28 protein-coding genes, 4 tRNA genes and 1 pseudogene are annotated in these 24421 nt (G+C 70.2%); 11 read left to right on the top strand and 22 right to left on the bottom strand.

What is annotated here, in order from left to right:
- Nucleotides 1–5: 5 nt before the first annotated feature.
- The 5 genes from rplA to AB0P07_RS01150 form a co-directional block, all read right to left on the bottom strand.
- A complete protein-coding gene (gene rplA, locus AB0P07_RS01170; protein ID WP_030145437.1) occupies nt 6–731 on the bottom strand; it encodes a 50S ribosomal protein L1 in 726 nt (241 codons plus the stop codon).
- A gap of 82 nt (nt 732–813) precedes the next feature.
- Nucleotides 814–1248, bottom strand: coding sequence for a 50S ribosomal protein L11 (gene rplK, locus AB0P07_RS01165; RefSeq protein WP_003974315.1), 435 nt, complete (start codon nt 1246–1248; stop codon nt 814–816).
- A gap of 357 nt (nt 1249–1605) precedes the next feature.
- Entirely contained in the window at nt 1606–2097 is a 492-nt protein-coding gene (locus AB0P07_RS01160) for a hypothetical protein (protein WP_365543386.1), read from the bottom strand.
- A gap of 520 nt (nt 2098–2617) precedes the next feature.
- Entirely contained in the window at nt 2618–3133 is a 516-nt protein-coding gene (locus AB0P07_RS01155) for an ATP-binding protein (protein ID WP_365543383.1), read from the bottom strand.
- A 29-nt stretch (nt 3134–3162) separates the two neighbouring features.
- The gene (locus AB0P07_RS01150; protein ID WP_226486828.1) at nt 3163–3921 is read right to left on the bottom strand and encodes a GntR family transcriptional regulator; all 759 of its coding nucleotides are present in this window, start codon (nt 3919–3921) and stop codon (nt 3163–3165) included.
- A 189-nt stretch (nt 3922–4110) separates the two neighbouring features.
- Here AB0P07_RS01150 and AB0P07_RS01145 point away from each other — a divergent pair, with 189 nt between their 5' ends.
- The 4 genes from AB0P07_RS01145 to AB0P07_RS01130 are packed head-to-tail and all read left to right on the top strand — an operon-like array spanning nt 4111 to nt 7494.
- Nucleotides 4111–4641 (top strand): hypothetical protein, encoded by a 531-nt coding sequence (locus AB0P07_RS01145; RefSeq protein ID WP_365543379.1) that lies wholly within the window; start codon nt 4111–4113, stop codon nt 4639–4641.
- Between the two features lie 47 nt (nt 4642–4688).
- Nucleotides 4689–6056 (top strand): replication initiator protein RepSA, encoded by a 1368-nt coding sequence (gene repSA, locus AB0P07_RS01140; protein ID WP_365544483.1) that lies wholly within the window; start codon nt 4689–4691, stop codon nt 6054–6056.
- Nucleotides 6053–6247: a helix-turn-helix domain-containing protein gene (locus tag AB0P07_RS01135; protein ID WP_365543377.1), complete on the top strand. Its 195-nt coding sequence runs from the start codon at nt 6053–6055 to the stop codon at nt 6245–6247. The genes repSA and AB0P07_RS01135 overlap by 4 nt, the downstream gene beginning before the upstream one ends.
- Nucleotides 6247–7494 (top strand): site-specific integrase, encoded by a 1248-nt coding sequence (locus tag AB0P07_RS01130; RefSeq protein WP_365543374.1) that lies wholly within the window; start codon nt 6247–6249, stop codon nt 7492–7494. Before AB0P07_RS01135 ends, AB0P07_RS01130 begins: the two co-directional genes overlap by 1 nt.
- Before the next feature lie 75 nt (nt 7495–7569).
- Here the strand turns inward: AB0P07_RS01130 and nusG are convergent, their stop codons facing one another.
- The 3 genes from nusG to AB0P07_RS01115 all read right to left on the bottom strand — a co-directional run bounded on the left by nusG (nt 7570) and on the right by AB0P07_RS01115 (nt 8991).
- On the bottom strand, nt 7570–8442 hold the full coding sequence (gene nusG / locus AB0P07_RS01125; protein ID WP_365543371.1) for a transcription termination/antitermination protein NusG: 873 nt from the start codon (nt 8440–8442) through the stop codon (nt 7570–7572).
- An 80-nt stretch (nt 8443–8522) separates the two neighbouring features.
- The gene (gene secE, locus AB0P07_RS01120) at nt 8523–8810 is read right to left on the bottom strand and encodes a preprotein translocase subunit SecE (RefSeq protein WP_365543369.1); all 288 of its coding nucleotides are present in this window, start codon (nt 8808–8810) and stop codon (nt 8523–8525) included.
- A gap of 108 nt (nt 8811–8918) precedes the next feature.
- A tRNA-Trp gene (locus AB0P07_RS01115) sits at nt 8919–8991 on the bottom strand.
- 260 nt (nt 8992–9251) lie between these two features.
- Here AB0P07_RS01115 and AB0P07_RS01110 point away from each other — a divergent pair.
- Nucleotides 9252–10478 (top strand): pyridoxal phosphate-dependent aminotransferase, encoded by a 1227-nt coding sequence (locus AB0P07_RS01110; protein WP_365543367.1) that lies wholly within the window; start codon nt 9252–9254, stop codon nt 10476–10478.
- Nucleotides 10479–10604: 126 nt separating this feature from the next.
- A complete protein-coding gene (locus tag AB0P07_RS01105) occupies nt 10605–11642 on the top strand; it encodes an adenosine deaminase (RefSeq protein ID WP_365543364.1) in 1038 nt (345 codons plus the stop codon).
- 31 nt (nt 11643–11673) lie between these two features.
- Here AB0P07_RS01105 and AB0P07_RS01100 read toward each other — a convergent pair.
- From AB0P07_RS01100 to AB0P07_RS01075, 6 genes and pseudogenes are all read right to left on the bottom strand, one after another.
- Nucleotides 11674–11829 (bottom strand): annotated as a pseudogene (locus AB0P07_RS01100) (TetR/AcrR family transcriptional regulator); the annotation flags it as partial.
- 63 nt (nt 11830–11892) lie between these two features.
- Nucleotides 11893–12981, bottom strand: coding sequence for a UDP-N-acetylmuramate dehydrogenase (locus tag AB0P07_RS01095; RefSeq protein WP_365544480.1), 1089 nt, complete (start codon nt 12979–12981; stop codon nt 11893–11895).
- An 82-nt stretch (nt 12982–13063) separates the two neighbouring features.
- On the bottom strand, nt 13064–13444 hold the full coding sequence (locus AB0P07_RS01090; RefSeq protein WP_256109397.1) for a DUF3291 domain-containing protein: 381 nt from the start codon (nt 13442–13444) through the stop codon (nt 13064–13066).
- Nucleotides 13445–13493: 49 nt separating this feature from the next.
- The gene (locus AB0P07_RS01085; protein ID WP_365543361.1) at nt 13494–14987 is read right to left on the bottom strand and encodes an MFS transporter; all 1494 of its coding nucleotides are present in this window, start codon (nt 14985–14987) and stop codon (nt 13494–13496) included.
- A 139-nt stretch (nt 14988–15126) separates the two neighbouring features.
- Complete coding sequence (locus AB0P07_RS01080; RefSeq protein WP_365543358.1) at nt 15127–15699, bottom strand: TetR/AcrR family transcriptional regulator; 573 nt, start codon at nt 15697–15699, stop codon at nt 15127–15129.
- A 76-nt stretch (nt 15700–15775) separates the two neighbouring features.
- The gene (locus tag AB0P07_RS01075; RefSeq protein ID WP_365543355.1) at nt 15776–16378 is read right to left on the bottom strand and encodes a TetR/AcrR family transcriptional regulator; all 603 of its coding nucleotides are present in this window, start codon (nt 16376–16378) and stop codon (nt 15776–15778) included.
- Between the two features lie 308 nt (nt 16379–16686).
- On the opposite strand from AB0P07_RS01075, the gene AB0P07_RS01070 reads away from it, so the two are divergent.
- On the top strand, nt 16687–17493 hold the full coding sequence (locus AB0P07_RS01070) for a class I SAM-dependent methyltransferase (protein WP_365543352.1): 807 nt from the start codon (nt 16687–16689) through the stop codon (nt 17491–17493).
- Nucleotides 17494–17597: 104 nt separating this feature from the next.
- On the opposite strand, the gene AB0P07_RS01065 is transcribed toward AB0P07_RS01070, so the two are convergent.
- The 5 genes from AB0P07_RS01065 to AB0P07_RS01045 all read right to left on the bottom strand — a co-directional run bounded on the left by AB0P07_RS01065 (nt 17598) and on the right by AB0P07_RS01045 (nt 19099).
- Nucleotides 17598–18023 carry a MaoC family dehydratase gene (locus AB0P07_RS01065; RefSeq protein ID WP_365543349.1) on the bottom strand — a complete coding sequence of 142 codons (426 nt, stop codon included), beginning with the start codon at nt 18021–18023 and terminating at the stop codon, nt 17598–17600.
- 7 nt (nt 18024–18030) lie between these two features.
- The gene (locus AB0P07_RS01060; RefSeq protein ID WP_365543346.1) at nt 18031–18483 is read right to left on the bottom strand and encodes a MaoC family dehydratase N-terminal domain-containing protein; all 453 of its coding nucleotides are present in this window, start codon (nt 18481–18483) and stop codon (nt 18031–18033) included.
- 170 nt (nt 18484–18653) lie between these two features.
- On the bottom strand, nt 18654–18818 hold the full coding sequence (gene rpmG / locus AB0P07_RS01055; RefSeq protein ID WP_003948671.1) for a 50S ribosomal protein L33: 165 nt from the start codon (nt 18816–18818) through the stop codon (nt 18654–18656).
- An 89-nt stretch (nt 18819–18907) separates the two neighbouring features.
- A tRNA-Met gene (locus tag AB0P07_RS01050) sits at nt 18908–18980 on the bottom strand.
- A gap of 46 nt (nt 18981–19026) precedes the next feature.
- Nucleotides 19027–19099, bottom strand: a tRNA-Thr gene (locus AB0P07_RS01045).
- Between the two features lie 223 nt (nt 19100–19322).
- Here AB0P07_RS01045 and AB0P07_RS01040 point away from each other — a divergent pair.
- Together AB0P07_RS01040 and AB0P07_RS01035 are read left to right on the top strand one after the other, a co-directional pair.
- A complete protein-coding gene (locus AB0P07_RS01040) occupies nt 19323–20663 on the top strand; it encodes a hydrolase (protein ID WP_365543343.1) in 1341 nt (446 codons plus the stop codon).
- 137 nt (nt 20664–20800) lie between these two features.
- On the top strand, nt 20801–21457 hold the full coding sequence (locus AB0P07_RS01035) for an SDR family oxidoreductase (RefSeq protein WP_365543341.1): 657 nt from the start codon (nt 20801–20803) through the stop codon (nt 21455–21457).
- Between the two features lie 46 nt (nt 21458–21503).
- On the opposite strand, the gene AB0P07_RS01030 is transcribed toward AB0P07_RS01035, so the two are convergent.
- Together AB0P07_RS01030 and AB0P07_RS01025 are read right to left on the bottom strand one after the other, a co-directional pair.
- Nucleotides 21504–21722, bottom strand: coding sequence for a hypothetical protein (locus AB0P07_RS01030; protein WP_365543338.1), 219 nt, complete (start codon nt 21720–21722; stop codon nt 21504–21506).
- A gap of 126 nt (nt 21723–21848) precedes the next feature.
- Nucleotides 21849–21930: transfer RNA gene (locus tag AB0P07_RS01025), tRNA-Tyr, on the bottom strand.
- Nucleotides 21931–22165: 235 nt separating this feature from the next.
- On the opposite strand from AB0P07_RS01025, the gene AB0P07_RS01020 reads away from it, so the two are divergent.
- Nucleotides 22166–22654: a YajQ family cyclic di-GMP-binding protein gene (locus AB0P07_RS01020; RefSeq protein WP_102930249.1), complete on the top strand. Its 489-nt coding sequence runs from the start codon at nt 22166–22168 to the stop codon at nt 22652–22654.
- 72 nt (nt 22655–22726) lie between these two features.
- Here the strand turns inward: AB0P07_RS01020 and AB0P07_RS01015 are convergent, their stop codons facing one another.
- Nucleotides 22727–22993: a GlsB/YeaQ/YmgE family stress response membrane protein gene (locus AB0P07_RS01015; protein WP_030145422.1), complete on the bottom strand. Its 267-nt coding sequence runs from the start codon at nt 22991–22993 to the stop codon at nt 22727–22729.
- A 139-nt stretch (nt 22994–23132) separates the two neighbouring features.
- On the opposite strand from AB0P07_RS01015, the gene AB0P07_RS01010 reads away from it, so the two are divergent.
- Nucleotides 23133–24377, top strand: a complete 1245-nt coding sequence (locus AB0P07_RS01010; RefSeq protein WP_365543335.1) for an amino acid permease — start codon at nt 23133–23135, stop codon at nt 24375–24377.
- Nucleotides 24378–24421: the final 44 nt, after the last annotated feature.

The raw sequence follows: 24421 nt of genomic DNA, 5'->3' as shown, positions 1-24421 counted from the left end.
CTCGCTCAGACCGCGGCCGGGTCCTCCTCGACGAGGAGGTTGCGGGTGCGGTTGGAGTCCAGCGGAATGCCGGGGCCCATCGTGGTGCTGATGGCGGCCTTCTTGATGTAGCGGCCCTTGGCGGCGGACGGCTTCAGACGGAGGATCTCCTCCAGGGCCGCGCCGTAGTTCTCCACCAGCTTGGTGTCGTCGAACGACGTCTTGCCGATGATGAAGTGCAGGTTCGAGTGCTTGTCGACGCGGAACTCGATCTTGCCGCCCTTGATGTCGTTGACAGCCTTGGCGACGTCCGGGGTCACGGTGCCGGTCTTGGGGTTCGGCATGAGACCACGCGGACCGAGCACGCGGCCGAGGCGGCCGACCTTGCCCATGAGGTCCGGGGTGGCGACGACGGCGTCGAAGTCCAGACGCCCCTTCGACACCTCGTCGATCAGCTCGTCGGCGCCGACGATGTCGGCGCCCGCGGCACGCGCGGCCTCGGCACGGTCACCGGTCGCGAAGACCAGGACCCGGGCGGTCTTACCGGTGCCGTGCGGGAGGTTCACGGTGCCACGGACCATCTGGTCCGCCTTGCGCGGGTCGACACCCAGACGGAAGGCGACCTCGACGGTGCCGTCGAACTTGGAGGTGGAGGTCTCCTTGGCGAGACGGACGGCCTCGAGCGGGGCGTAGAGCTTGTCCCGGTCGATCTTGGCGTCCGCAGCGCGGAGAGACTTGCTGCGCTTGCTCACTACTGCTCCTGTGGCTTCTTAGGAGTCGTGGTCCGGGCCGAGCAGGCCCTGCCACTACTGCTTGACTTACGGGGGTGGAGGGTCAGCCCTCGACCGTGACGCCCATGGAACGCGCGGTACCGGCGATGATCTTCTCCGCCTGGTCCAGGTCGTTGGCGTTGAGGTCGGGCATCTTGGTGGTGGCGATCTCACGGACCTGGTCCCGCGTGATCTTCGCGACCTTGGTCTTGTGCGGCTCGCCGGAGCCCTTCTCCACGCCCGCGGCCTTGAGGATCATCTTGGCGGCCGGCGGCGTCTTGGTGATGAAGGTGAAGGAGCGGTCCTCGTAGACCGTGATCTCCACCGGGATGACCCAGCCGCGCTGCGACTCGGTCGCGGCGTTGTAGGCCTTGCAGAACTCCATGATGTTGACGCCGTGCTGACCCAGCGCGGGGCCGACCGGCGGAGCCGGGTTCGCGGCACCGGCCTGGATCTGGAGCTTGATGAGCCCCGTGACCTTCTTCTTCTTGGGAGGCATAGCTCTCCGGGTCCTTTCGATTCGGGTCCTGCCCACGTCCGGGAGCTACCCGGACACAGGCATACCGCACAACGATAACGGGTATGGATGCGCGGCCAAAAACCGCGCAGGTCAGGCAGTCCCCGAGGGTCCTGCCTGACCTGCGCGGAAGCGTACGTCCGAGAAGAACTAGTTCTTCTGGAAGTGATGACCCAAGTCTGCCACGTGGGGCGGTCTACTGTAGTCCCCTTTGTGACCTGCACGGATGCCGGGACCAGTTGTCATCATCTGTCGACGCCGGTTCTCCTCGCACGGCCCACGGACGGCCCGGCACCACTCCCCCAGGATGCGGAGGGCCGACGCGTCCTGCGACGTTAGTCAGTCGATCTCAATCGCACCGGTAAGGGGCTCGAAGCCCTCGCGATGCTGCACGTAGCTGACAGCGAAAGACTCCACCTTCTGTCCGTCTCCGAAGGTGAGGTCGGTGATGACGAAGCTACCTGTGACGTCGCTGGATGAACCCCAGGGGGTACTGACGGCGAGTCCTGGCTGCTCCGGCGTTCCGAGGTGCGGGTACGCGGCCCCCTCATAGCGCCCCTCTGCGAGCACCTGGCCCTTCGGCGCGACGAACTGCAGATTCCACATCTCGTCTGCACTCTGGAAGATCGTCACTTCGACCGACCGGTGGTCAAGCGTGGCGGAGACATCGAACTCGTGCCCCTCTGCGGTCGAGGCAGAACCGGCCAGGCCCCCACCCCGGCCGTCATATACGTCTCCCGACCACGTGTGCGTGCCAAACGCCATTGGCTCTGCCTGTGCGGTGGAAGCCGTACCGAGCACGCCGACGGAGAGTGCCGCAGCGAAGGTCACGAAGACGCGTCTACCGAGTGTGTTCCTGCCCATTTCCTTCTCCCCCAGGGAAGTCGATGTTGAAGCCGATGGCAGATCCTGGCACGCGCCGACGACAGGGGCAACGAAGTTGCGGCCCGCCTCGCACCGGGGCAACGAAGGTCGGCGGAGCGGCTTTGGGCTGGAGCTGCTTTGGGGCGAGTGATCTTGGCCCCGTAAGCTGATGGCGAGTCGGGCAGTCTGTGGACCTGCCCGTTAAAGCACGACGTTGGGGCCAAGATCTTAGAGGCTCGCCCCAAAGTGGCTGCCTAAAGCCGTGGAGCCGACCGCCCCAGCCACGACGTGTTCTAACCTCATGCCGCCGGCCAACCCTTACCAGGGCGCGCGTCGGCGCAGCGCGGGCGGAGCGGGCCGAAGGCAGGAGCGGCGCCCGGAGCGGAGCCGGGAAGCGCGCCCGGCGGAGCGGAGCGCAGCCGGGGCTTGATGAGGTAGAGAAACCTGTAACTCGTGCCTGTGTCGGCTGGGTGCCTGCGGTCTCGGGCTATGGGCTGGTCTGCTCTGCTTGCAGGGTCTTGAGAACGGACTCAGGGTCGCCGCTGTAGACGATGTGTGGTTCACCGGGCTCCGGGGCAACGAAACGCTTGCGGTAGCGGAGCAGGTCGCTTTCGGCGAAGTAGATCGAGTTCGGGTCGTCCTCGTGCCGAGCATTGCGCTTGCTGACGCGCGACCACAGCTCTTCGTGGCTGGCCTCTAGGTAGACGACCACCGAAATCGCGCCAGCTTCGGCAGCGATCGATCGCCAGTGCGCCCGGTCCTCCGGCGTCCAAAAGCCGTGGTCGACCACCACGTCGTGACCGGCCTGGAGTTCCTCGCGGAGCTGCACGGCAGTCTCTTCGAGGATCGGCCGCTCAAGGGTCGGGAACGTTCCTCGGGGAAAGTCGACCCCGTACACCCCATGACGACGGAACATCTCCTCGTCCGGGCAGAGCCTGACGAACCCCCGTGCTGTCAGAGCACGGGCCAGAGTCGTCTTCCCTGAGCCGGGAAGGCCCACCATGAGGACACAGAACGGTTGGCGGGCGCGGTTCACTGAGTGACTTCCGATTCCGTCTGCCACGTGCGCCCAGGGCCGCCGAGGTCGACGCCGTACTCAACGACTGCGCCTTCGCTGTCGACGAACCTCGCAGTCATGACGACTGCCGGGTCCCGCGGGGCCTTCTCGGGGTCCAGCTCCAACAGCTTCGCGTCATCCGGAGTGAGCAGTCGTGCCGACGCGGTGTCGAACCGGTGCGTGATCGGGCGGCCGGTTGCCTGCGCGATGAGTTGCAGGGAGGTTCCTCCGGTAAGTCGCTCGCTGCTCGTGAGCTGGGGGATCAGCTCTCCGTACCGGGCGGGAATCCATGACGTGGAGTGCGCGACGATGCCGTGTCGGTCGCGGTAGACCCGACTGCGTCGGATCACGTTCGAGCCGGGCTTGAGGTCCAGTGCCTGGGCCACTTCTGCGGGCGCCGGCACCACCGAAGCCTGATGCGAGTCGGACCGTTCGCCGGTTCCCCAACTGGACCCGGTGCGGCGACCTCGGTCCTGGCGCTGAGACCCGGAGGACATAGGAGCGGGACGGTCCAAGACCTCGGTGCCGATGCCATGGATGCCCCTGACAAGGCCCTCGTTGCGCAGCTTCCGCAGAGCCTTCTCGGCAGTCGCAGTGCTGACGCTCCACTCCTGCGACAGGTTCTTGATGCTCGGCAGAAGCGTGCCCGGCTGGAGTTCACCGGATGTGATCAGTTCCGCGTAGTGGGCGGCAATCTGCGCATAGGGCGCTCGATTGTCGGCCTGGTCTGCCATGGGGGTCATCTCCTCGTCTCAGTTGGCTACATCCCTAGCGTACCCCTTGACACCCTAAGGTGCCCTAGGGAACCTTAGGGATGTACCGGCTGTGCGGATCATCCCGACACCACTACGCCTTGCCCAGGGGCGGCGCTCAACCGCCAAGAAGAACCGCCGCCCCTGGCTCCCTCGAAGGGAAGTCCCATCATGCCCGCAACTCTGGTTGCTGAGCACGTTGCCCCGACCACTCCCGCCGTACGCGTCAGTGACTTATCGAACGCGGAACGGGCGGTGGCGCTGTACGCGTCGGACAAGCCCACCAAGTACGCCTACAAGCGCGGTGACGAGGCGCAGGTCGAGGCGTGGATCGTTCAGGGCGCCCTTCGGATGGGACTGGAAGACCTCTACCAGTCGGCCGCGTTCCTGCGTGGCTTCCGGATGCTGTCCCACGTCGCGACCAGCGAGCAGAAGAAGGCCCACCGCGCCCGCTTCCCGCAGGCCGCCCGGCTGAACCGAGCCGAGAGCCTGGCTTCCCTCTCGCTCCTCATGATCGAGGTGAGCGACACGGCCGTGCAGCAGAACAGCCGTGTCCAGGTCGAGGGGGCCTGCCTCTGCGGCGGCACCGGCTGGTCCGCGTTCTGCTTCGACCCGGATGAGCCGACGGCTTCGGCCATGGTGGCGTGCCCCGGCCACAACCCCAAGGGGCTCATGCCGACCCCGGGGCGGGTGTACGCGTGACAGACTTCCCCGTCTCCCCTGAGGCCGTGGCCGGTGCTGCGGCCTCCATGGGCACCGACCCCGTGACCCTCGCCGACCTGTTGCGCGTGGCCAACACTCCTCGCTTCGACCGCTGGCAGGAGCAGATTCGCCGCACGGGCGGTTGCTCGAACCCCATCCGCCTGATGGGCCAAACCGTCACCCGCGACCGCGCGACCGGTGACGTGCTCTACTCCTACAGCACCGAGCACGAGCCGGGCGGCGCCCTGAGGGTCGCCTGCGGAAACCGCCGTGCTTCCCGCTGCCCCGCCTGCGCCTGGACCTACGCCGGGGACACCTACCACCTGATCCGCTCCGGGATCACGGGCGACGAACGCAAGGACGTGCCCGCCACTGTGCGGGATCACCCCCGCGTCTTCGTCACCCTCACCGCCCCCTCCTTCGGGCCCGTGCACAACCGGCCCGACTCCGGACGCTGCCGCTGCGGGCACACGCACGCCGAGGATGCCCCGGAGCTGGGCACGGCGCTCGCCCCGGACCGGTACGACTACGCCGGCGCGGTGCTCTGGAACAACTACTCCTCCGACCTGTGGCGCCGCTTCACCATCTACCTGCGCCGCGAGATCGCCGCGCACGCCGGGATCACTCAGACGGCCATGAAGGAGGTGTGCCGGGTCTCCTTCGGCAAGGTCGCCGAGTTCCAGAAACGCGGCTCCGTCCACTTCCACGCCGTGGTGCGCCTCGACGGACCCGACGGACCCGACAGCGCCCCGCCGGCGTGGGCCACGGTCGCACTCCTGGATGCCGCAATCCGCGCCGCCGCCGCCCACGTCTCCGTGCCGGTCCCCGCGTCCGGCAACTTCCCCGCCCGCACGCTGCGGTGGGGTGAGCAGGTCGACGTGCAGCCCATCGGCGCCCTCGGCCACGAGGAACTGACCGAACAGGCCGTGGCCTCCTACGTCGCCAAGTACGCCACCAAAGCGGCCGAGACCACAGGCACCGTTGACCGCCGGATCGGGGAGCTGTCCGAGCTGGACAAGCTGCCGCTGCCCGCGCACACGCGACGGCTCATCGAAGCGTGCTGGGGCCTGGACGACGCCTATCCGGCCCGGATGCTGGCGCGCTGGGCTCACATGCTCGGCTTCCGCGGGCACTTCTCGACCAAGAGCCGCCAGTACTCCACCACCCTCGGCGCCCTCCGCCAGGTCCGCGCCGACTACCGCGCACGCCAGGAACGCCGCGAACGCGGGCTCTCCGAAGACCTCGACGACACGGAGGGCTCCACACTCGTGCTCGCCCACTGGACCTACGCCGGGCAGGGCCACACCCCCGGTGAATCCTGGCTGGCTGCATCGATCGCAAAGGAGATCCGTACGAACCGAGAGACAGCGCGCGAAGCGCTCGCCGACCTAGACGACGTGGAGGTATGGGCATGAAGCGCTCGCTGCCTGACCACTACCTGACCCCGGTCGACCTGGCTGACCTTCTCGGCATACCAGTCGAGACCGTCTATCAGTGGCGCCGCAAGCAGACCGGACCGCGCGGCTTTCGCGTCGGTCGGCACCTTCGCTTCGACCCCGAAGACGTCCGCGTCTGGGTCGAGTCCCAGATGGAGGGGGCCGCCTGATGGCCGGACACGTGCAAGACCGTTGGTACAAGGTCGAGACCGGTGCTGACGGCAAGACCTTCAAGGTCAAGACCGACCGCTTCGGCGTGGGCTTGCGATACCGCGCCCGCTACGTCGGCCCCGACGGCTCCGAGAAATCCAAGAGCTTCCCTGACCGCAAGAAGCGTGAGGCTGAGCGGTGGCTTACCAACATCGAGGCCGACATGTCTCGCGGTCACTACATCGATCCGACCGCAGGAAAGATCACGTTCAGGAAGTACGCCGAAGACTGGTTGGCCTCCCAGACGACTGACCCGGCCACCCGCGTGGCTGTCGAGAGTCGGCTACGGCTTCACGTCTTCCCGTACCTGGGTGGTAGGCCGCTGGCCTCGTTCCAGCCGTCCCACATCCGCTCGTGGGCTCGGGCTCTGGAGGACACCGGGGCGGCCAGCTCGTACCGGCGTGTGATCTTTGGGAACGTGTCGGCTGTGCTGTCGGCCGCCGTGGATGACGGGTACCTGGCGCGCAACCCGTGCCGCGCTGGATCGGTTCGGCCGCCCAAGCCGTCCCCCGGACGGGTTACGCCCTGGGCGTCTGAGCGCGTCTTCGCGGTCCGGGCCGGGATGCCTGATCGGCTCCAGGCCATGGTCGACCTGGGGGCGGGCTGTGGCCTTCGACAGGGTGAGATCTTCGGGCTCGCCGTGGACGACGTAGACCCTCTGGCCGGTGTGCTGCACGTCACGCAACAGGTGAAGCTCGTGAACGGACACCTGATCTTCGCTCCGCCCAAGAACGGGAAGCTACGTGACGTACCTCTCCCGGATGCGGTTGCGGCCGTGCTGGCAACGCACATGACCGCCTTCCCGCCTGTGGAAGTCACGCTCCCGTGGCTGCGCTCGGACGGACCGCCGGTGACCAAGCTCCTGTACTTCAGCACCCCCGAAGGTGGGGCACTCCGCCGGAACGACTTCAACACCCACGCCTGGAAGCCTGCGCTGGCTTCCGCCGGCATCATTCCGGTGCCCGGTGTCGGCGAGCGGTACAAGGAATCTCGCGAGGACGGCATGCATGCGCTGCGGCACTTCTACGCCTCGGTACTCCTGGACTCGGGCGAGAGCGTCAAGGCTCTGAGCACCTACCTGGGACACGGTGACCCCGGGTTCACCCTCCGGACGTACACGCACCTGATGCCGACCAGTGAGACCCGGACCAGGAAGGCCGTGGATGCGGTCTACCGCAAGGCCCAACGGCGGCCCACGGCCCAATGACGGCCCCCTGAGCGCGAGAGAGCCCCTGCCCAACGGGAAACCGCTGGTCAGGGGCTCTTTCGGATGATCGCGAAGCTAGTTCTTCTGGATCTGGTCGAAGCTCAGCTCGACCGGAGTCTCGCGGCCGAAGATCTCGACGAGGCCCTTGACCTTCTTCGAGTCGGCGTTGATCTCGTTGATCGTGGCCTGCAGCGTGGCGAACGGGCCGTCGGTGACGGTGACCGAGTCGCCGACCTCGAAGTCCAGCACCTGGACCTCGACCTTGCGCTGCGGCGCCGGCTTGCCCTCGGCCTCGGCCGCCTCGCGGGCGGCCTTCTCCTCGGCCTCCGGGGCGAGCATCTTGACGATCTCGTCCAGCGTCAGCGGGTACGGGTCGTAGGCGTTGCCGACGAAGCCGGTGACGCCGGGGGTGTTGCGGACGACGCCCCAGGACTCGTTGGTGAGGTCCATGCGGACCAGCACGTAACCCGGCAGCTTGTTCTGGCGGATCGTCTTGCGGTCGCCGTTCTTGATCTGGACGACCTCTTCCTGCGGCACCTCGGCCTGGAAGATGTAGTCCTCGACGTTGAGCGAGACGGCGCGCTGCTCGAGGTTGGTCTTCACGCGGTTCTCGTAACCGGCGTAGGTGTGGATGACGTACCACTCGCCGGGCAGGACGCGCAGCTCCTGGCGGAGCTTCTCGATCGGGTCGACATCGGGCTCGTCGGACTCGGCCTCGGCCTCACCGGCTTCGGCGTCGACCTCGGCCTCGTCGGCCGCCTCGGCGGTCTCGTCCGCTTCGGCGTCCGTCTCGTCCGCCCGGTCCGTCTCCGCGACGACCGTGTCGTCGGCAGCCTCGGCCTCGACGGAGGCCTCGGTGTCCTCGTTGTCGGCGCCCTCGACGGTGCCGAGCTCGTCCTCGACGGACTCGACCGGCTCGATGGCGTCGTTCACGTTCGGGTCAGACACTGTGGCTGCTTCTTCCTGGATACATAGGGGTGGAACACGCGAAAGGGGCGCCGGGTACCTCGGCGCCCTTCGCTCTCGACTCAGCCGAAGACGTACTTGGCGGCGTGAGAGAAGCCATAGTCAATCAGAGTCACCAGGCCGATCATGATGATCACGAAGATGATCACCACGGTGGTGTACGTCGTCAGCTGGTTGCGGCTGGGCCAGACGACCTTGCGGAGCTCCGCGACGATCTGGCGGTAGAAGAGAGCGAGCCGCTTCAGCGGGCCCTTCTTGCCTCGCTTGCCGCCCTTGCGGGACTTCTTCCTGGAGTCCGGCGCCTCGTCCTGGGCATCAGGCATGTCGATGGAGCCCACGGCGTCCGTCACTCGTCCTCACCTGATTCCGGGTCGTGGCCGTGCCGCGCCCGGTTGGAGCCGCACGGCGGTGCATTGCTGTACGTACATGCGCACACATCCTGGCGATGGTGTGTGTAGCAGGGCCGGAGGGACTTGAACCCCCAACCGCTGGTTTTGGAGACCAGTGCTCTACCAATTGAGCTACGACCCTTTGTTCGTCCCCCAACGTACCGCATCCGCCCGGATGCTTGGTGTGCACCGGGTGATCGCGGGCCGCTGAAGGCCAACGAGGTGAGAGTGTACGTGCTCACGGGCCGGGCGTCGAACAGAAAGCACGTCCGGACTGATGTTCACGCCGTGGACCGGACCGGAGTCGCCGTGGACCGGACTGGAGTTCAGGGCGTGGACCGGTCCGGTTCAGTCCGTGAAACCCCTGTGCCCGTGAGGTTTCCGGTCTGGAACGATGGGGGCATGAGCGCTGCAACCCCTCCCACCGAGCGCCGGGTCTCCGCCCGAGTCGGCGCGATCTCCGAGTCCGCGACCCTCGCCGTGGACGCCAAGGCGAAGGCCCTCAAGGCCGCCGGACGTCCCGTGATCGGCTTCGGCGCGGGTGAGCCCGACTTCCCGACGCCGGACTACATCGTCGAGGCCGCCGTCGAGGCGTGCAAGAACCCGAAGTTCCACCGCTACACACCGGCCGGCGGGCTGCCCGAGCTGAAGGCCGCCATCGCCGCGAAGACGCTGCGCGACTCCGGCTACGAGGTCGATCCGTCGCAGATCCTGGTCACCAACGGCGGCAAGCAGGCCATCTACGAGGCCTTCGCCGCGATCCTCGACCCGGGCGACGAGGTCATCGTCCCGGCGCCGTACTGGACGACGTACCCGGAGTCGATCCGGCTGGCCGGCGGTGTCCCGGTCGAGGTGGTCGCCGACGAGACGACCGGCTACCGGGTGACGGTGGAGCAGCTGGAGGCGGCGCGCACCGAGAAGACCAAGGTCGTCCTCTTCGTCTCGCCGTCGAACCCGACGGGTGCCGTGTACAGCGAGGCCGAGACCAGGGCGATCGGTGAGTGGGCCGTCGAGCACGGCCTGTGGGTGCTGACCGACGAGATCTACGAGCACCTCGTCTACGGCGACGCCGTCTCGGTGTCCCTGCCGGCGCTGCTGCCCGAGCTGCGCGACAAGTGCATCGTGGTCAACGGCGTGGCGAAGACGTACGCGATGACCGGCTGGCGGGTCGGGTGGATCATCGGCCCGAAGGACGTGGTCAAGGCCGCGACCAACCTCCAGTCGCACGCCACGTCCAACGTGGCCAACGTCTCCCAGGCGGCGGCGCTGGCCGCGGTCTCCGGCGACCTGGACGCCGTGGCGAAGATGCGGGAGGCCTTCGACCGGCGCCGCCAGACCATCGTGCGGATGCTCAACGAGATCGACGGCGTGCTCTGCCCGGAGCCCGAGGGCGCGTTCTACGCCTACCCGTCGGTGAAGGCGCTGCTGGGCAAGGAGATTCGCGGCAGGCGACCGCAGGACTCGGTCGAGCTGGCCGCGCTCATCCTGGAGGAGGCCGAGGTCGCGGTGGTGCCCGGTGAGGCGTTCGGTACGCCGGGGTACCTGCGGCTGTCGTACGCGCTCGGGGACGAGGACCTCGTCGAGGGCGTGAGCCGGATCCAGAAGCTGCTGGCGGAGGCGCGGGACTGACCGTTCCCCGCCCGCTCCAGGGGCCACACCGGAACGTTCCGGTGTGGCCCCGTTTGTTTGTGCGAGCAAGACCACGTACGGGGAAAGTGCTGTCCGGCCGGGCGTGTCGTGCGGCAGGATCACGGAATGGAGCGTGTACGTGATGTCTCTGAACTGCCCAAGGCCCATCTCCACCTGCACTTCACCGGGTCGATGCGGCCCACCACCCTGCTGGAACTGGCCGACAAGCACGGCGTACGGCTGCCCGAGACGCTGACCGATGCGCTCGGCCGCGGGGAGTCGCCGAAGCTGCGGGCGACGGACGAGCGGGGATGGTTCCGCTTCCAGCGGCTGTACGACGCGGCGCGGTCGTGCCTGCAGACGCCGGAGGACATCCAGCGGCTGGTCCGGGAGGCCGCCGAGGAGGATCTGAAGGACGGGTCGGGCTGGCTGGAGATCCAGGTCGACCCGACGTCGTACGCGCCGCGGCTGGGCGGGCTGATCCCGGCGTTGGAGGTCATCCTGGACGCGGTGGAGACGACCGTGCGGGACACCGGGATCGGGATGCGGGTGCTGGTGGCCGCGAACCGGATGAAGCATCCGCTGGACGCGCGGACGCTGGCGCGGCTCGCGGTGCGGTACGCGGAGCGGGGCGTCGTCGGCTTCGGGCTGTCGAACGACGAGCGGCGGGGCATGGCGCGGGACTTCGACCGGGCGTTCGCGATCGCACGGGACGGGGGGTTGCTGAGCGCGCCGCACGGGGGTGAGCTGACCGGCCCGGCGTCGGTGCGGGACTGCCTGGACGACCTGGAGGCGGACCGGATCGGGCACGGCGTGCGGGCGGCGGAGGATCCCCGGCTGCTGAAGCGGCTGGCGGACCGGCAGGTGACGTGCGAGGTGTGCCCGGCGTCGAACGTCGCGCTGGGTGTGTACGAGAAGCCGGAGGACGTGCCGCTGCGGAGGCTGTTCGAGGCGGGGGTGCCGATGGCGCTGGGCGCGGACGATCCGCTGTTGTTCGGGGCCCGGCTGGCCGCTCAGTACCAGATCGCGCGCGAGCACCACGGGTTCACGGACGCGGAGCTGGCGGAGCTGGCGCGCCAGTCGGTGCGGGGGTCGGCGGCGCCGGAGGGGACGAAGGCGAAGCTGCTCGCGGGGGTGGACGACTGGCTGGCGTCCTGGAACTAGGAAGGGGCCGCGGGCGGGGCGCGGGGCAGCCGAGTCCCGCGAGCAGCGTCCGGGCCAGACGGCGCGCGAACGCGTCGACCGGCGGGCGTACGCCGGTCGGCGTCGCCTCGTACGCGAAGGCCCGTTGTGCGCAGGCGCCCAGCAGAAGGGACGCGGCCGCGAACGTGTCCGCGTCGGCCCCGACCCGCACAGGGTGTGGGCGTCGCCTACTGAGGCCCGCCGACCGGGCGCCGGCGACCGACGCCGGCCGTCAGAGGCCGACGCCGACCGTCACCGGTTCGTTGACCAGTGTCACGCCGAAGGCCTCCTGGACTCCGGCGACGACCTCGCGGGCCAGCGCGAGCAGGTCCTCGGTGGTCGCCTCGCCGCGGTTGGTGAGGGCGAGGGTGTGCTTGGTGGAGATGCGGGCGGGGCCGTCGCCGTATCCCTTGGTGAAGCCCGCCTTGTCGATCAGCCAGGCCGCGGAGGTCTTGACGCGGCCCTCACCCGCCGGGAAGGCGGGCGGCTCCACGGCGTCGCCGAGGCGCTGGGCGACGCGGGAGCGGAACGCGGCGAACTGCTCGTCCGTGAGGATCGGGTTGGTGAAGAACGACCCGGCCGACCAGGTGTCGTGGTCCTCGGGGTCCAGCACCATGCCCTTCCCCGCGCGCAGCTTCAGCACCGTTTCCCGGGCGGCCGTCAGCGGCACCCGGTCGCCGGCCTCGACGCCCAGGGCGCGGGCCGTCTCGGCGTAGCGCAGCGGCGCGGACAGACCGTCGGCGTCCTCCAGCTCGAAGCGGACCCGCAGGACGACGTAACGCTCGGGCTCGGCCTTGAAGCGGCTGTGGCGGTAGGAGAAGGCGCAGTCGGCGTTGGAGAGGGCGACCGTCTCGCGGTTGCGGCGGTCGTAGGCGGTGACCTCGGTGATCGTGGCGGACACCTCCTGGCCGTACGCGCCGACGTTCTGGATCGGGGTCGCGCCCGCCGAGCCGGGGATGCCGGCCAGGCACTCGACGCCCGCCAGACCGGCCTCGACGGTGCGGGCGACCGCGTCGGTCCAGATCTCGCCGGCGGCCAGCTCGAGCCTCGTGCCGTCGAGCCGGAAACCGCGCGTGGCGATGTGCAGGGCGGTGCCGTCGAACCCCTTGTCGCCGATGACCAGGTTGGATCCGCCGCCGATGAGCAGCAGCGGGGTCCCGGTGTCGTCGGCCTCGCGGACGGCGTCGATCACCTCGGCGTCGGTCGTGGCCGTGACCAGCCGGGTCGCGGGCCCGCCCAGTCGGAAGGTGGTCAGCGGGGCGAGGGGGGCGTCGTGGAGTTCCTGCACGCGCTCAAGACTACGAGACGCCGACGACGGCACCCACGGCACCGAGCGGTGGGGAACGCGGGAACGCCCCGACCGACCGGCCGGGGCGTCGCCGGGTGGGTGCCCGGGCCCGTTCTCACGTCAGGCGCCGGCGCACCTCCGCCCAGCTCACCGGGAGTTCGTCGCTCGACGCCGGCCAGGAGGCGAACTTCGAGTCCCGCATCTGTGCCGACAGCCCGCGGGAGGTCGGCGCGTGGGTGCCGGAGCGGGCGAAGGCCTTGAGGGCCTCGGGCGACTCCCAGGCGGAGAGCGTCCAGAAGGTCCGCTTGAACGGCTCCGCCTTCAGGGAGGCGCCGTACGCCCCGGGTGCACTCCCGACCTGACGCCACACGCCCGGCGTGCGCGCCAGGAACTTCAGCGCTCCCCACAGGGTGCGGGTCTCGAAGCGGGAGGCGAAGACGTGGACCTCGGTGGCCCGGGGAGGGCGGTTCGGCACGGTCCAGGGAAGCGTGGGCATGTCGTACTCCTCTCGTGTCCGTTGTGCGCGGGCTTCAGGTGTCGCGCGGTCAGTGGGGGGTCGTCGGGCGCGTCGCGGCGAGGGCCGGTTCCGGGGCCGGCTTAGTCGCCGGTGCGGCCGAGGCGCCCCGTCCCCCGTCGCCGGTCCGGCGGCGCGCCGGGACCGCCAGGGCCGCGAGACCGCCGAGGGCCACCACCACGGCGCCCACGGCGACCGCGGGCCGCAGTCCGTCCACGAAGGTCTGCGCCGACTCGTAGCCGCCCTGCGCCGCGAAGACCGACGACATGACCGCGACACCGAGCGCACCGCCCACCTCGCGCAGTGCGTTGTTGGCGCCGGAGGCGATGCCCTGCTCCTTCGCGGCGACGCTGGACATCACCAGGGCGGAGGCGGGGGCGAAGTAGAGCGCCATGCCGATTCCGCTGACGATCAGACCGGGCAGTTGGATCGCGTAGGAGGCGTCGGCCGTGATCACGGAGGCCAGATAGCCGAGCCCGGCCGCCTGGAGGACGAGTCCGGCGGCGACGACCGGGCGGCCTCCGACGCGGTCGGAGAGGATGCCGGCAATCGGCGCGACCAGCATCGGCATGCCGGTCCAGGGCAGCATGCGCAGGCCCGCCTCGGTGGGCGAGTAGCCGAGCACGAGCTGCATGTACTGGCTGAGCAGGAAGATCGACCCGAACATCCCCAGGAACATCAGCAGGCTCGCCGCGTTGACGCCGGAGAAGGCGCGGGAGCGGAAGAGCCGCATGGGGAGCATGGGGTTCTCGGCACGGGTGCTGTAGAGGACGAAGCCGGCCAGCAGTGCGACCCCGGCGAAGAGGGCGGTCAGCACCACGGCGCCGGTCCAGCCGTCGGCGGGCCCGCGGACCAGGCCGTAGACGATGCCGAAGAGTCCGCCGCTGGCGAGCAGGGTGCCGGGTAGGTCGAGCGGGGCGCCGGTGCCGTGCGACTCGGCGAGGCGGAGGCGGGCGAGCGGCAGCAGGGCCAGGCCCAGTGGAACGTTCAGCCAGAAGATCCACTGCCACGAGATGTGCTCGGTGAGGCTGCCGCCGACCAGCGGCCCGGAGGCCACCGCGAGCCCGTTGACCGCGCCCCAGATGCCGTACGCCATTCCGCGGCGCTCGGCGGGTACGGCGGCCGTGAGCAGGGTCAACGTCAGCGGCATCATGATCGCCGCGCCGACGCCCTGCACCGCGCGGGCCGCGATGAGCGAGTCGATGCCGGGCGCCACGGCCGCGGCGGCGGAGGCCGCGGTGAAGACGGTGAGGCCGATGAGGAAGAGCCTGCGGCGGCCGAAGCGGTCGCCGAGTGCCGCGCCGAACATCAGGAGGACGGCGAAGGTGAGCGTGTAGGCGCTCACGGTCCATTCCAGGTCGTGCAGCGCGCCGCCCAGATCCTCGCGGATGGAGGGCAGGGCGGTGGTGACGACGAGGTTGTCCAGGGCCGCCATGAAACCGGCGGCGCTGGTGATGACGAGGGCCCAGGCGGCTCGCCCGCGAGGTGGGTGGGGTGTGTTCCGACGTACTCCGTGCTGTGACATCTCTCCCCCAGAGGGTGTGCACTTGCCGTGGCGTGACTGATTTATTAGTAATTGATGACTAACTTTTACGGGCGCGCCTGAGCGACGAGCACTCGCTCCCAGCGGAACGCGTCGGAAACCTGCTGCCGTTCGCGCGCCCCTACGCGTCCTCCCGGCCGGTCTTGGCCTGCCCGGATTCGTAGATGCCGCCGTAGACGCGGTGCCCCGGCGGGAACCCCATCCCGACCAGGGTGTTGATCAGCATGCCGTAGGCCAGGAAGGTCGTCGTCTGCCCGGTGTCCGCCCCCAGCGGCAGATGCACGGTGTCCCAGATCTCGAGCCACCCCTTGCGCACCATCTCGCCGAACTCGTGGTCCCCGGCCGCCTCGGCGGCGGCGACGGTGACGTAGACCTGCAACTGCATCTGGAGCTTCTCGGGCTGGTCCGCGATCAGCTGCGAGTAGGCCTCGGCCATGGCGTGCAGGGCCTCTTCGCCGTGCAGTCCCTCGGACGCCTTCTCGAAGACCTCCCGCGTGTCCCGCAGGCAGCGCTCCGCCACCGCGAGGAAGATCGCCTTCTTGCCCGGGAAGAGACGGAAGAGGTACGGCTGGGAGACGCCCACGCGCTTGGCGATGTCCTCCGTGGACGTGCCGTGGTAGCCACCCCGGGCGAACTCGCTCGTCGCCGCGCGAATGACGCTCTCACGCCGCTCCTCTGCGCTCATCCTGACCATGAAGCTTAAGTTAGTACTCAATCACTAACTTGGTCAAGGGGCTCGCTTCCGGGATGGCGCGGGAGGCGGCGGCGAGTCAGCGCGGGCGCCGTTGCACCACGTCGGCGAGCACCGTGTTGACCAGCCTGCCGACGGTCGCCGCGGCCGGCGGGCCGGGATCGCGGTCCGCGAACAGGAGGTGCCCTCCGCCGACCAGGGAGAGGGTGAGCGAGTCGATGTCGGCGTCGGCCGAGATGCGCCCCCTCGCGCGCTCGTCGGTCAGGTACGCGGAGACGGCGGCCGTGACCTGGGAGAGGATCGCGATGCCGCCGCCGGGCATGGCCTGCCGCAGCCGTACGCGCAGCTCGTCCCGGAAGGTGATGAGCGGGATGATCGCCACCGGAACCGGCCCGAACAGAGTGGTCAGCGCGTCGGTGAGGTTGGCGGCCACGGTGCCGGTCCCCGCGGCCTCGCGCAGCGCCCGTGCCTGGTTCTCGAGCTGCGCGGCCCGGTCGAGCACCAGCTCGGCGAGGAAGGCGTCGAAGTCGGCGAAGTGCCGGTGCAGGACGCCCTTGGCACAGCCCGCCTCGTCCGTGACGGCCCGGCTGGTCAGCCCGTTCGGGCCGTCCCGCAGGAGTACGCGTTCGGCGGCGTCGAACAGTTGCTGCCGCGCGTCGCGAAGATGCACTCCGGTCGGCACTCGCGGAACCTCCCTCACGCCAGGCACCCCTGGCACTCTCATCGCTTGCCCACCCACTGCGCATTGGCGAGTGGGCACTTGCCCACTAAGGTGAACGCATGCCCACTCTATCGTCGTCCGAGCCGCCGGACCCGCCCGAGCCGCCCGAGCCGACCGAGCCGACCGAGCCGACCGAGCCGCTGGAGCTTCCGGTCCTTCCGGTCCTTCCGGGGCTTTCGGGGCTTTCGGGGCTTTCGGGGCTTTCGGGGCTTCCGGAGCAGTGCGAGCCCGTGCCACAGCAGTCGCAACCGGCCCCGCAACCGCAGCCCGTGCCACCGCATCGGGCCCGGCACACGGCCGAGTCCTTCGGCGCGGACGCGCAACGCTACGACCGGGCCCGGCCGCGCTACCCCGACGCCCTGGTGGCGCGGATCGTCGCCGGGAGCCCGGGCCCCGATGTCCCGGACGTCCTCGACGTCCTCGACGTCGGCTGCGGCACGGGCATAGCGGCCCGTCAGTTCACAGCCGCCGGTTGCACCGTGCTCGGTGTCGAGCCGGACGCGCGGATGGCCGAGTTCGCGCGGGCCCGCGGGCTGCCGGTGGAGGTGGCGACCTTCGAGGCCTGGGAGCCCGCCGGCCGAACCTTCGACGCCGTGATCGCCGCTCAGTCGTGGCACTGGGTGGACCCGGTCGCCGGCGCCGAGAAGGCGGCCCGGGTACTGCGCCCGCACGGGCGCCTGGCCGTCTTCGGGCACGTCTTCGAGCCGCCGGCGGAGGTGGCCGAGCCGTTCGCGGCCGCCTACCGCCGGGCGGCGCCCGACTCGCCGTTCAGCGGTCAGCCGGCGCGTCGTCCGCTGGAGACGTACCAGGCGGGATACGCGAAGATCGCCGACCGGATCCGCGAGACCGGGCGGTTCGGGGACCCGGAGCAGTGGCGATTCGACTGGCAGCGGTCCTACACCCGCGAGGAGTGGCTGGAGCTGCTTCCCACCACCGGCGGTCTCACCCGGTTGCGTCCAGAGCAGCTGGCCGCGGTACTGGGCGCGGTCGGCCACGCCGTCGACGCCCTGGGCGGCCGCTTCACGATGCGCTACACGACGCTGGCGACCACGGCGGTGCGCACCGGCGCCGGCTGACCCGGATCCGCCCGCCCGGGCCGGCCGCACCGCGTGCGGGGACCGGCCCGAGGCAGGACCGGACGGTTCGTGGACCGGCCCGAGGCAGGACCGGACGCTGCCCGTCAGGCCAGTCGGACGACCGCCCGGGACATGCCGAGGACCTTCTGGCCGGCGCTGGTGGCCGTGAGGTCGACGCGGACGGTTTTGCCGTCGAGCTTGGCCGCCACCTTGCCGCTGACCTCGATCACCGCACCCCGGTCGTCGTTCGGGACGACGACGGGCCTGGTGAAGCGGACGCCGTACTCCACGACCGAGCCCGGGTCGCCGGTCCAGTCGGTGACCACGCGAATCGCCTCGGCCATGGTGAACATGCCGTGCGCGATGACGTCCGGCAGGCCCACCTCCTTGGCGAACCTCTCGTTCCAGTGGATCGGGTTGAAGTCGCCGGAGGCGCCCGCGTACCGGACGAGCGTGGCGCGGTCCACGGGGAAACTCTGCGCGGGCAGTTCGGTGCCGACCTCGACGTCGCTGTACGCGATCTTCGTCATGCGGTGCTCACGCCTCCTCGGCCGCGCGGGCCACGAGCTTGGTCCAGGCGGTCACGACGTGCTCGCCGGCCTCGTCGTGGACCTCGCCGCGGATGTCCAGGATGTCGTTGCCGGCCATCGACTTGATCGCCTCGATGGTCGAGGTGACGGTGAGCCGGTCACCGGCCCGCACCGGGCGGGTGTAGGCGAACTTCTGGTCGCCGTGCACCACCCGGCTGTAGTCCAGCCCGAGCTGCGGGTCCTCGATGACCTGACCGGCCGCCTTGAACGTGATGGAGAACACGAAGGTCGGCGGAGCGATCACGTCCGGATGACCGAGCGCCTTCGCGGCCTCCGCGTCGGTGTACGCCGGATTGGCGTCGCCCACCGCCTCCGCGAACTCGCGGATCTTCTCCCGGCCCACCTCATAAGGCGCGGTCGGCGGATAACTCCGCCCCACGAACGACTGGTCGAGCGCCATGGGCTCGCAACCTCCTGCTGCTGCTCTTCGTTTCTGTGACAACGACGACGGTGACAACGGCGACTGTGGCACCGACCGACCGCGCCGACGGCCGACGGTCGACGGCCGACCGTGCCAACGACACGAGGCCGCCCCCAGGTTTCGGGGACGGCCTCGTGTACGAGCCTTATTTATCGCGTCTCGCGGTGCGCGGTGTGCGCGTTGCAACGCGGGCAGTGCTTCTTCATCTCCAGTCGGTCCGGGTTGTTACGCCGGTTCTTCTTGGTGATGTAGTTCCGCTCCTTGCACTCCACGCAGGCCAGCGTGATCTTCGGGCGGACGTCGGTGGCAGCCACGTGAGTGCTCCTTGACGAACGGATTGATGTTATTAACGCAGGAAAGAGTAGCCGATTGAAGGACCGACCCCGCAATCGGCTACTGAGAGTAGCGGTGACCGGACTTGAACCGGTGACACAGCGATTATGAGCCGCTTGCTCTACCGACTGAGCTACACCGCTGTGATGCGATCGGGCCCCGCCTTGCGACGGGAACCTCTCACACCAGAGCCCCAAAACGGAATCGAACCGTTGACCTTCTCCTTACCATGGAGACGCTCTGCCGACTGAGCTATTGGGGCGAGCGATGAAGACATTACACGGTCGCCCGCCGTTCGCCCAAATCCGTTTCGCCGCCCCTGCCCCGACCCGTCCGGACCGCTGCGGGGCGGCCCCGACCGGACGGACGGCACCGGTACGACTATTGCGCTCCTCCGCGCCACGGGCTGACCACCGTCCTAGGCTCGACTCACTCTGCGTGATCTTGCGTCCCCCACTGCGCAGCCCCGAGCCCAGAGGAGCGCGATGCCCGACAGCCAGCCGCAGCCGCCCCACTCGCCCTCCCCCTCGGACTCCGCCGGCCCCGGCTCCCTCCTGCTCTCCGGCGCCCGGCTCGCCGACGGCCGGACCGTGGACGTACGGCTCCACGGCGGGCGCATCGAGGCCGTCGGCACGGCCGGCAGCCTGACCCCACGCCGTGCTCCCGGCCCCGGTGGACATCCGGACCCGGGCGGCCACCTGGATCTGGGCGGATACCTGCTCCTCCCCGCCCCCGCCGATCCGCACGTCCACGCCGACACGGCCCTCACGGCCGACGTCCCGGGCCCCGTCTCCTACGACCCCGAGGACGTCCAGCGCCGGGTCACCGAGGCCGCCCTGCTCCAGCTGGGACACGGTGCCACCGCGTTCCGGGCGCACGTACGGGTGGGCGACGTCGCGGAACTGGGCGCGCTGACCGCCGTACTGCGGACCCGCCGCTCGCTGCGCGGGCTCGCCGACCTGACCGCGGTGGCGATGCCGAGGGTGCTGACCGGGGTGGCCGGTGCCGACGGACTGGCGATCCTGCGGGACGCGGTCAAGATGGGCGCGGACGTGGTGGGCGGGTGTCCGGACCTGGACCCCGATCCGACGGGGTACGTGGAGGCCGTCCTGGAGGTCGCCGCCGAGCACGGCTGCCCGGTCGACCTGCACACGGACGCCGCCGACCCGGCGCGCCTGGCCCGCCTCGCCGCCATGGCGGGCGGGCTGCGTCCCGGGGTGGCCGTCGGTCCCTGCGACGGGCTGGGCCGGCTCCCCGCCGAGGTGGTCTCCCGGGCCGCGGACGGGCTCGCGGCGGCCGGAGTGACGGTGGTCTGCCTGCCGCAGGGCGCCTGCGGGGCGTCGGACCGCTCCGACGGCACGGCTCCGGTACGGCTGCTGCGGGCGGCCGGGGTGCGCGTCACGGCGGGAAGCGGTGCGCTGCGGGACGTGTCCAACCCGGTGGGGCGGGGCGACCCCCTGGAGGCCGCCTACCTGCTGGCCTCGCGCCACGGGCTGCGCCCCGAGGAGGCGTACGACGCGGTGAGCGCGGCGGCGCGGGCGGCTCTCGGGCTGCCCGAGGTACGGGTGGAGGCGGGCTTCCCGGCCGAACTCGTCGCCGTACGCGGAGACCGCCTGGCGGGCGCGCTGTCGCTGGCCTACAGCCGGCTCGTGGTGCACCGGGGGCGCGTGGTGGCGCGCACCAGCGCGGTACGGGAGTACGGCGACGCGACCGCGTCGACCGACCTGGGGCTGCCCCGGCAGGGGCGTGGCGGGCGCGGGCGACGTGACGGGCACGGCGGGCAGGTGGGACCCGGCGGGCAGGGCGGGCCCGGGGACATGACCTGAAGGCCGACGCCCGGGCAGGGCGCCGCGGCGAAGTCGTGGGGCGGGGGCGGTCGTCGAGGCGGCGGGGGCGGTCGTGGGGGCGGCGGGGGCGGTCGTGGGGGCGGCGAGGGCGGTCGTCGGGGCGTACGGTCGAAGACATGCGCATTGTCATCGCTGGTGGTCATGGTCAGATCGCGCTGCGGCTGGAGCGGTTGCTCGCCGCGCGCGGTGACGAGGTGGCGGGCATCGTCCGCAAGGCCGAGCAGGCCGACGATCTGCGTGCGGCGGGCGCCGAACCGGTCGTGCTGGACCTGGAGTCGGCCTCGGTCGACGAGGTGGCGGAACGGCTGCGGGGCGCGGATGCGGCGGTCTTCGCGGCAGGGGCGGGACCGGGGAGCGGGGCGGCTCGCAAGGACACGGTGGACAAGGCGGCCGCGGTCCTCTTCGCGGACGGGGCGGTCCGGGCGGGCGTACGGCGTTTCGTCGTCGTGTCGTCCATGGGCGCCGACCCCCGGCACCAGGGGGACGAGATCTTCGACGTCTACCTGCGCGCCAAGGGCGAGGCCGACGCGTACGTCAGTTCCCTGGACGCCCTGGACTGGACGATCCTGCGCCCCGGTGCCCTCACGGACGACGCGGGCACGGGCCTCGTACGCCTGGAGGCGCACACCGGCCGGGGCCCCGTTCCGCGCGACGACGTCGCCGCCGTCCTGGCGGAGCTGGTCGACACCCCGGCCACCAACGGCCTGACCCTGGAGCTGATCAGCGGTTCGACGCCCGTGTCGGTGGCGGTGAAGTCGGTGGCCGGGAACTGAGGGCGGCGACTCGGGCTCGGTGTCCCGGGGGCCATTGAACGAGCGGTCAGAAAAGAGGCAGTTGCCCGGGGAAGTCCGGGACGACGTACCCGTCCAAGGACGGCTGAACCGCGCCCAGTTGCGCCGACCGGCGCGAACCGGGACAGGACACGAGCTCGCCGCTCCCCCGTGCGCCGGGCGGGTCGTGGCGCGCGTACCGCCCCGCGACCACGGCGATCTCGCGACGGCACTCGGGGCAGGTTCTGCGACGGGAGGACGGGGCCATGGCACCAGTCTGCCCGCCGGGCACGGCCCCAGAGCCGCCCCACGGGCCGCCCTTCCGGATCCGCTCATGACGAAGGGCCCCGTGACCTGCTATTCGAACAGGTCACGGGGCCCTTTCGTTCCCGTGTGGCGGCGCCAGGATTCGAACCTGGGAAGGCTGAGCCGGCAGATTTACAGTCTGCTCCCTTTGGCCGCTCGGGCACACCGCCGGGGTTCGCTGCCCGTCGAACCGCTTTGGGGCGGTGCTCCGTGGCAACGACGTAAACAATACCCGATGCGGAGGGGTGCTTCGCCACCCGATTGATCGCCGCTCGGACCGCGGCGGGTGGCTAGGCTTGTCCGGATGCGGCCGAGGACCCTGCCGGGCCCGGTGGCCGCCCACGTATGCCGGTACGGACCCGACACGCGGCCCGACACGCACCCAGATACAAGGAGCCACAGGACATGGCCGACTCCAGTTTCGACATCGTCTCGAAGGTCGAGCGGCAGGAGGTCGACAACGCCCTCAACCAGGCCGCCAAGGAGATCTCGCAGCGCTACGACTTCAAGGGCGTGGGCGCCTCGATCTCGTGGTCCGGGGAGAAGATCCTCATGGAGGCCAACTCCGAGGACCGGGTGAACGCGATCCTCGACGTCTTCCAGTCCAAGCTGATCAAGCGCGGCATCTCGCTGAAGGCTCTGGACGCGGGCGAGCCCCAGCTCTCCGGCAAGGAGTACAAGATCTTCGCGTCGATCCAGGAGGGCATCTCCCAGGACAACGCGAAGAAGGTGGCCAAGCTCATCCGCGACGAGGGCCCCAAGGGCGTGAAGGCCCAGGTGCAGGGCGAGGAGCTGCGGGTCTCCTCGAAGAGCCGGGACGACCTGCAGACGGTGATCGCCCTCCTCAAGGGCCAGGACTTCGACTTCGCGCTGCAGTTCGTGAACTACCGGTGATGTGCTGAGCCGGCGACGGGAAAGGGTGGGTGCCCTGGGGTGCCCACCCTTTCCCGTCCGGTCCGCGCGGGTTCAGTCGCGCGAGTTGCCGAACAGGAGCCGGTAGGCGACCAGGAGCACCAGCGAACCGCCGATCGCCGCGGCCCAGGTCGCGCCGTCGTAGAAGTCCTTGCTGATCGGGTGGTCCAGCCAGCGGGCCGATATCCAGCCGCCGATGAAGGCACCGGCGATACCGATGAGCGTGGTGCCGATGAGCCCGCCGGGATCGCGGCCCGGCAGCAGAAACTTGGCGATGGCTCCGGCCAACAGTCCGAGGATGATCCAGCTGATGACGGTCATGCCGTGACCTTGCCCTTTCTCGCTGTGCCCACACTGTGCCAGTGGTGCGGGCCAGTTCCTCCGCGGTGTTCATGTCGTCTTGGTGGAGAGGACGTTCCGGCCGCGCCGGGTGGTTGCGCCGATCAGTAGGGTGCGACCCATGACACCTGCGGGTTCGGGGCTGCGTCGCACCCTTGGTCTGGGCGACGCCGTCGTCGTGGGACTCGGTTCCATGATCGGTGCCGGGATCTTCGCCGCCCTGGCGCCGGCGGCGCACGCGGCCGGCTCGGGGCTGCTCCTCGCCCTCGCCGTGGCAGCGGTCGTCGCCTACTGCAACGCCATGTCGTCGGCCAGGCTGGCCGTCCGGTATCCGGCCTCGGGCGGCACGTACGTCTACGGACGTGAGCGCCTCGGGGAGTTCTGGGGGTTCCTCGCGGGCTGGTCGTTCGTCGTCGGGAAGACGGCCTCCTGTGCTGCCATGGCGCTCACCGTGGGCACGTACGTCTGGCCGGAGCAGTCGCACGTGGTGGCGGTCGCGGCGATAGTGGCGCTGACCGCGGTGAACTACGGCGGAATCCAGAAGTCCGCCTGGCTGACGCGGGTGATCGTGGCGGTGGTCCTCGCTGTCCTCGCTTCCGTGGTGGTGGTGTGCCTGGGGTCGGGGCGGGCCGACGCCGGGCGGCTGGACATCGGCCTGTCGGGCGGCACCGGCGGGGTGTTGCAGGCGGCCGGCCTGCTGTTCTTCGCGTTCGCGGGATACGCGCGCATCGCGACCCTCGGTGAGGAGGTGCGGGACCCGCGGCGCACCATCGCGCGGGCGATCCCGCTGGCGCTGGGCCTCACGCTGGCCGTGTACGGGTGTGTCGCGGTGGCCGTCCTTTCCGTGCTGGGCCCCGTCGGTCTGGGGCAGGCGACGGCGCCCCTGGCCGATGCGGTACGGGCGGCCGGCCTGCCGGGGCTGGCACCGGTCGTGCGGGTGGGCGCCGCCGTGGCCGCGCTGGGATCGCTGCTGGCGCTGATCCTGGGCGTGTCACGGACGACCCTGGCCATGGCCCGGGACGGTCACCTGCCCCGAGCGCTGGCCGCGGTGCATCCGCGGTTCCAGGTGCCGCACCGGGCGGAGCTGGCGGTGGGCGCGGTGGGCGCGGTCGTGGCGGCCACGGTGGACGTACGGGGGGCGATCGGCTTCTCCTCCTTCGGTGTTCTGGCGTACTACGCCGTGGCCAACGCTTCGGCTTGGACGCTGGACTCTTCGAGGATGTCCCGGGTCATACCCGCGCTGGGTCTGACCGGCTGTGCGGTGCTCGCCTTCTCGCTGCCGGCCGTCTCGGTCCTCGTGGGCGTGGGTGTCCTGGCGGTGGGCGTGGTGACGTACGGCGTGCGGGGGCAGCAGGTGTCGCGGTAGGTCGCCGTGGGCAAGCGTCTGCCCGGCAGTGATCGGGGGCCCCG

Origin of the sequence: Streptomyces sp. NPDC085944 (assembly GCF_040686295.1) — a bacterium.
In the GTDB taxonomy this organism is placed as follows: Bacteria; Actinomycetota; Actinomycetes; order Streptomycetales; family Streptomycetaceae; genus Streptomyces; species Streptomyces salinarius.
The sequence above is the reverse complement of the archived record's forward strand: the minus strand, read 5'-3'. Positions and strand labels throughout refer to the sequence as shown.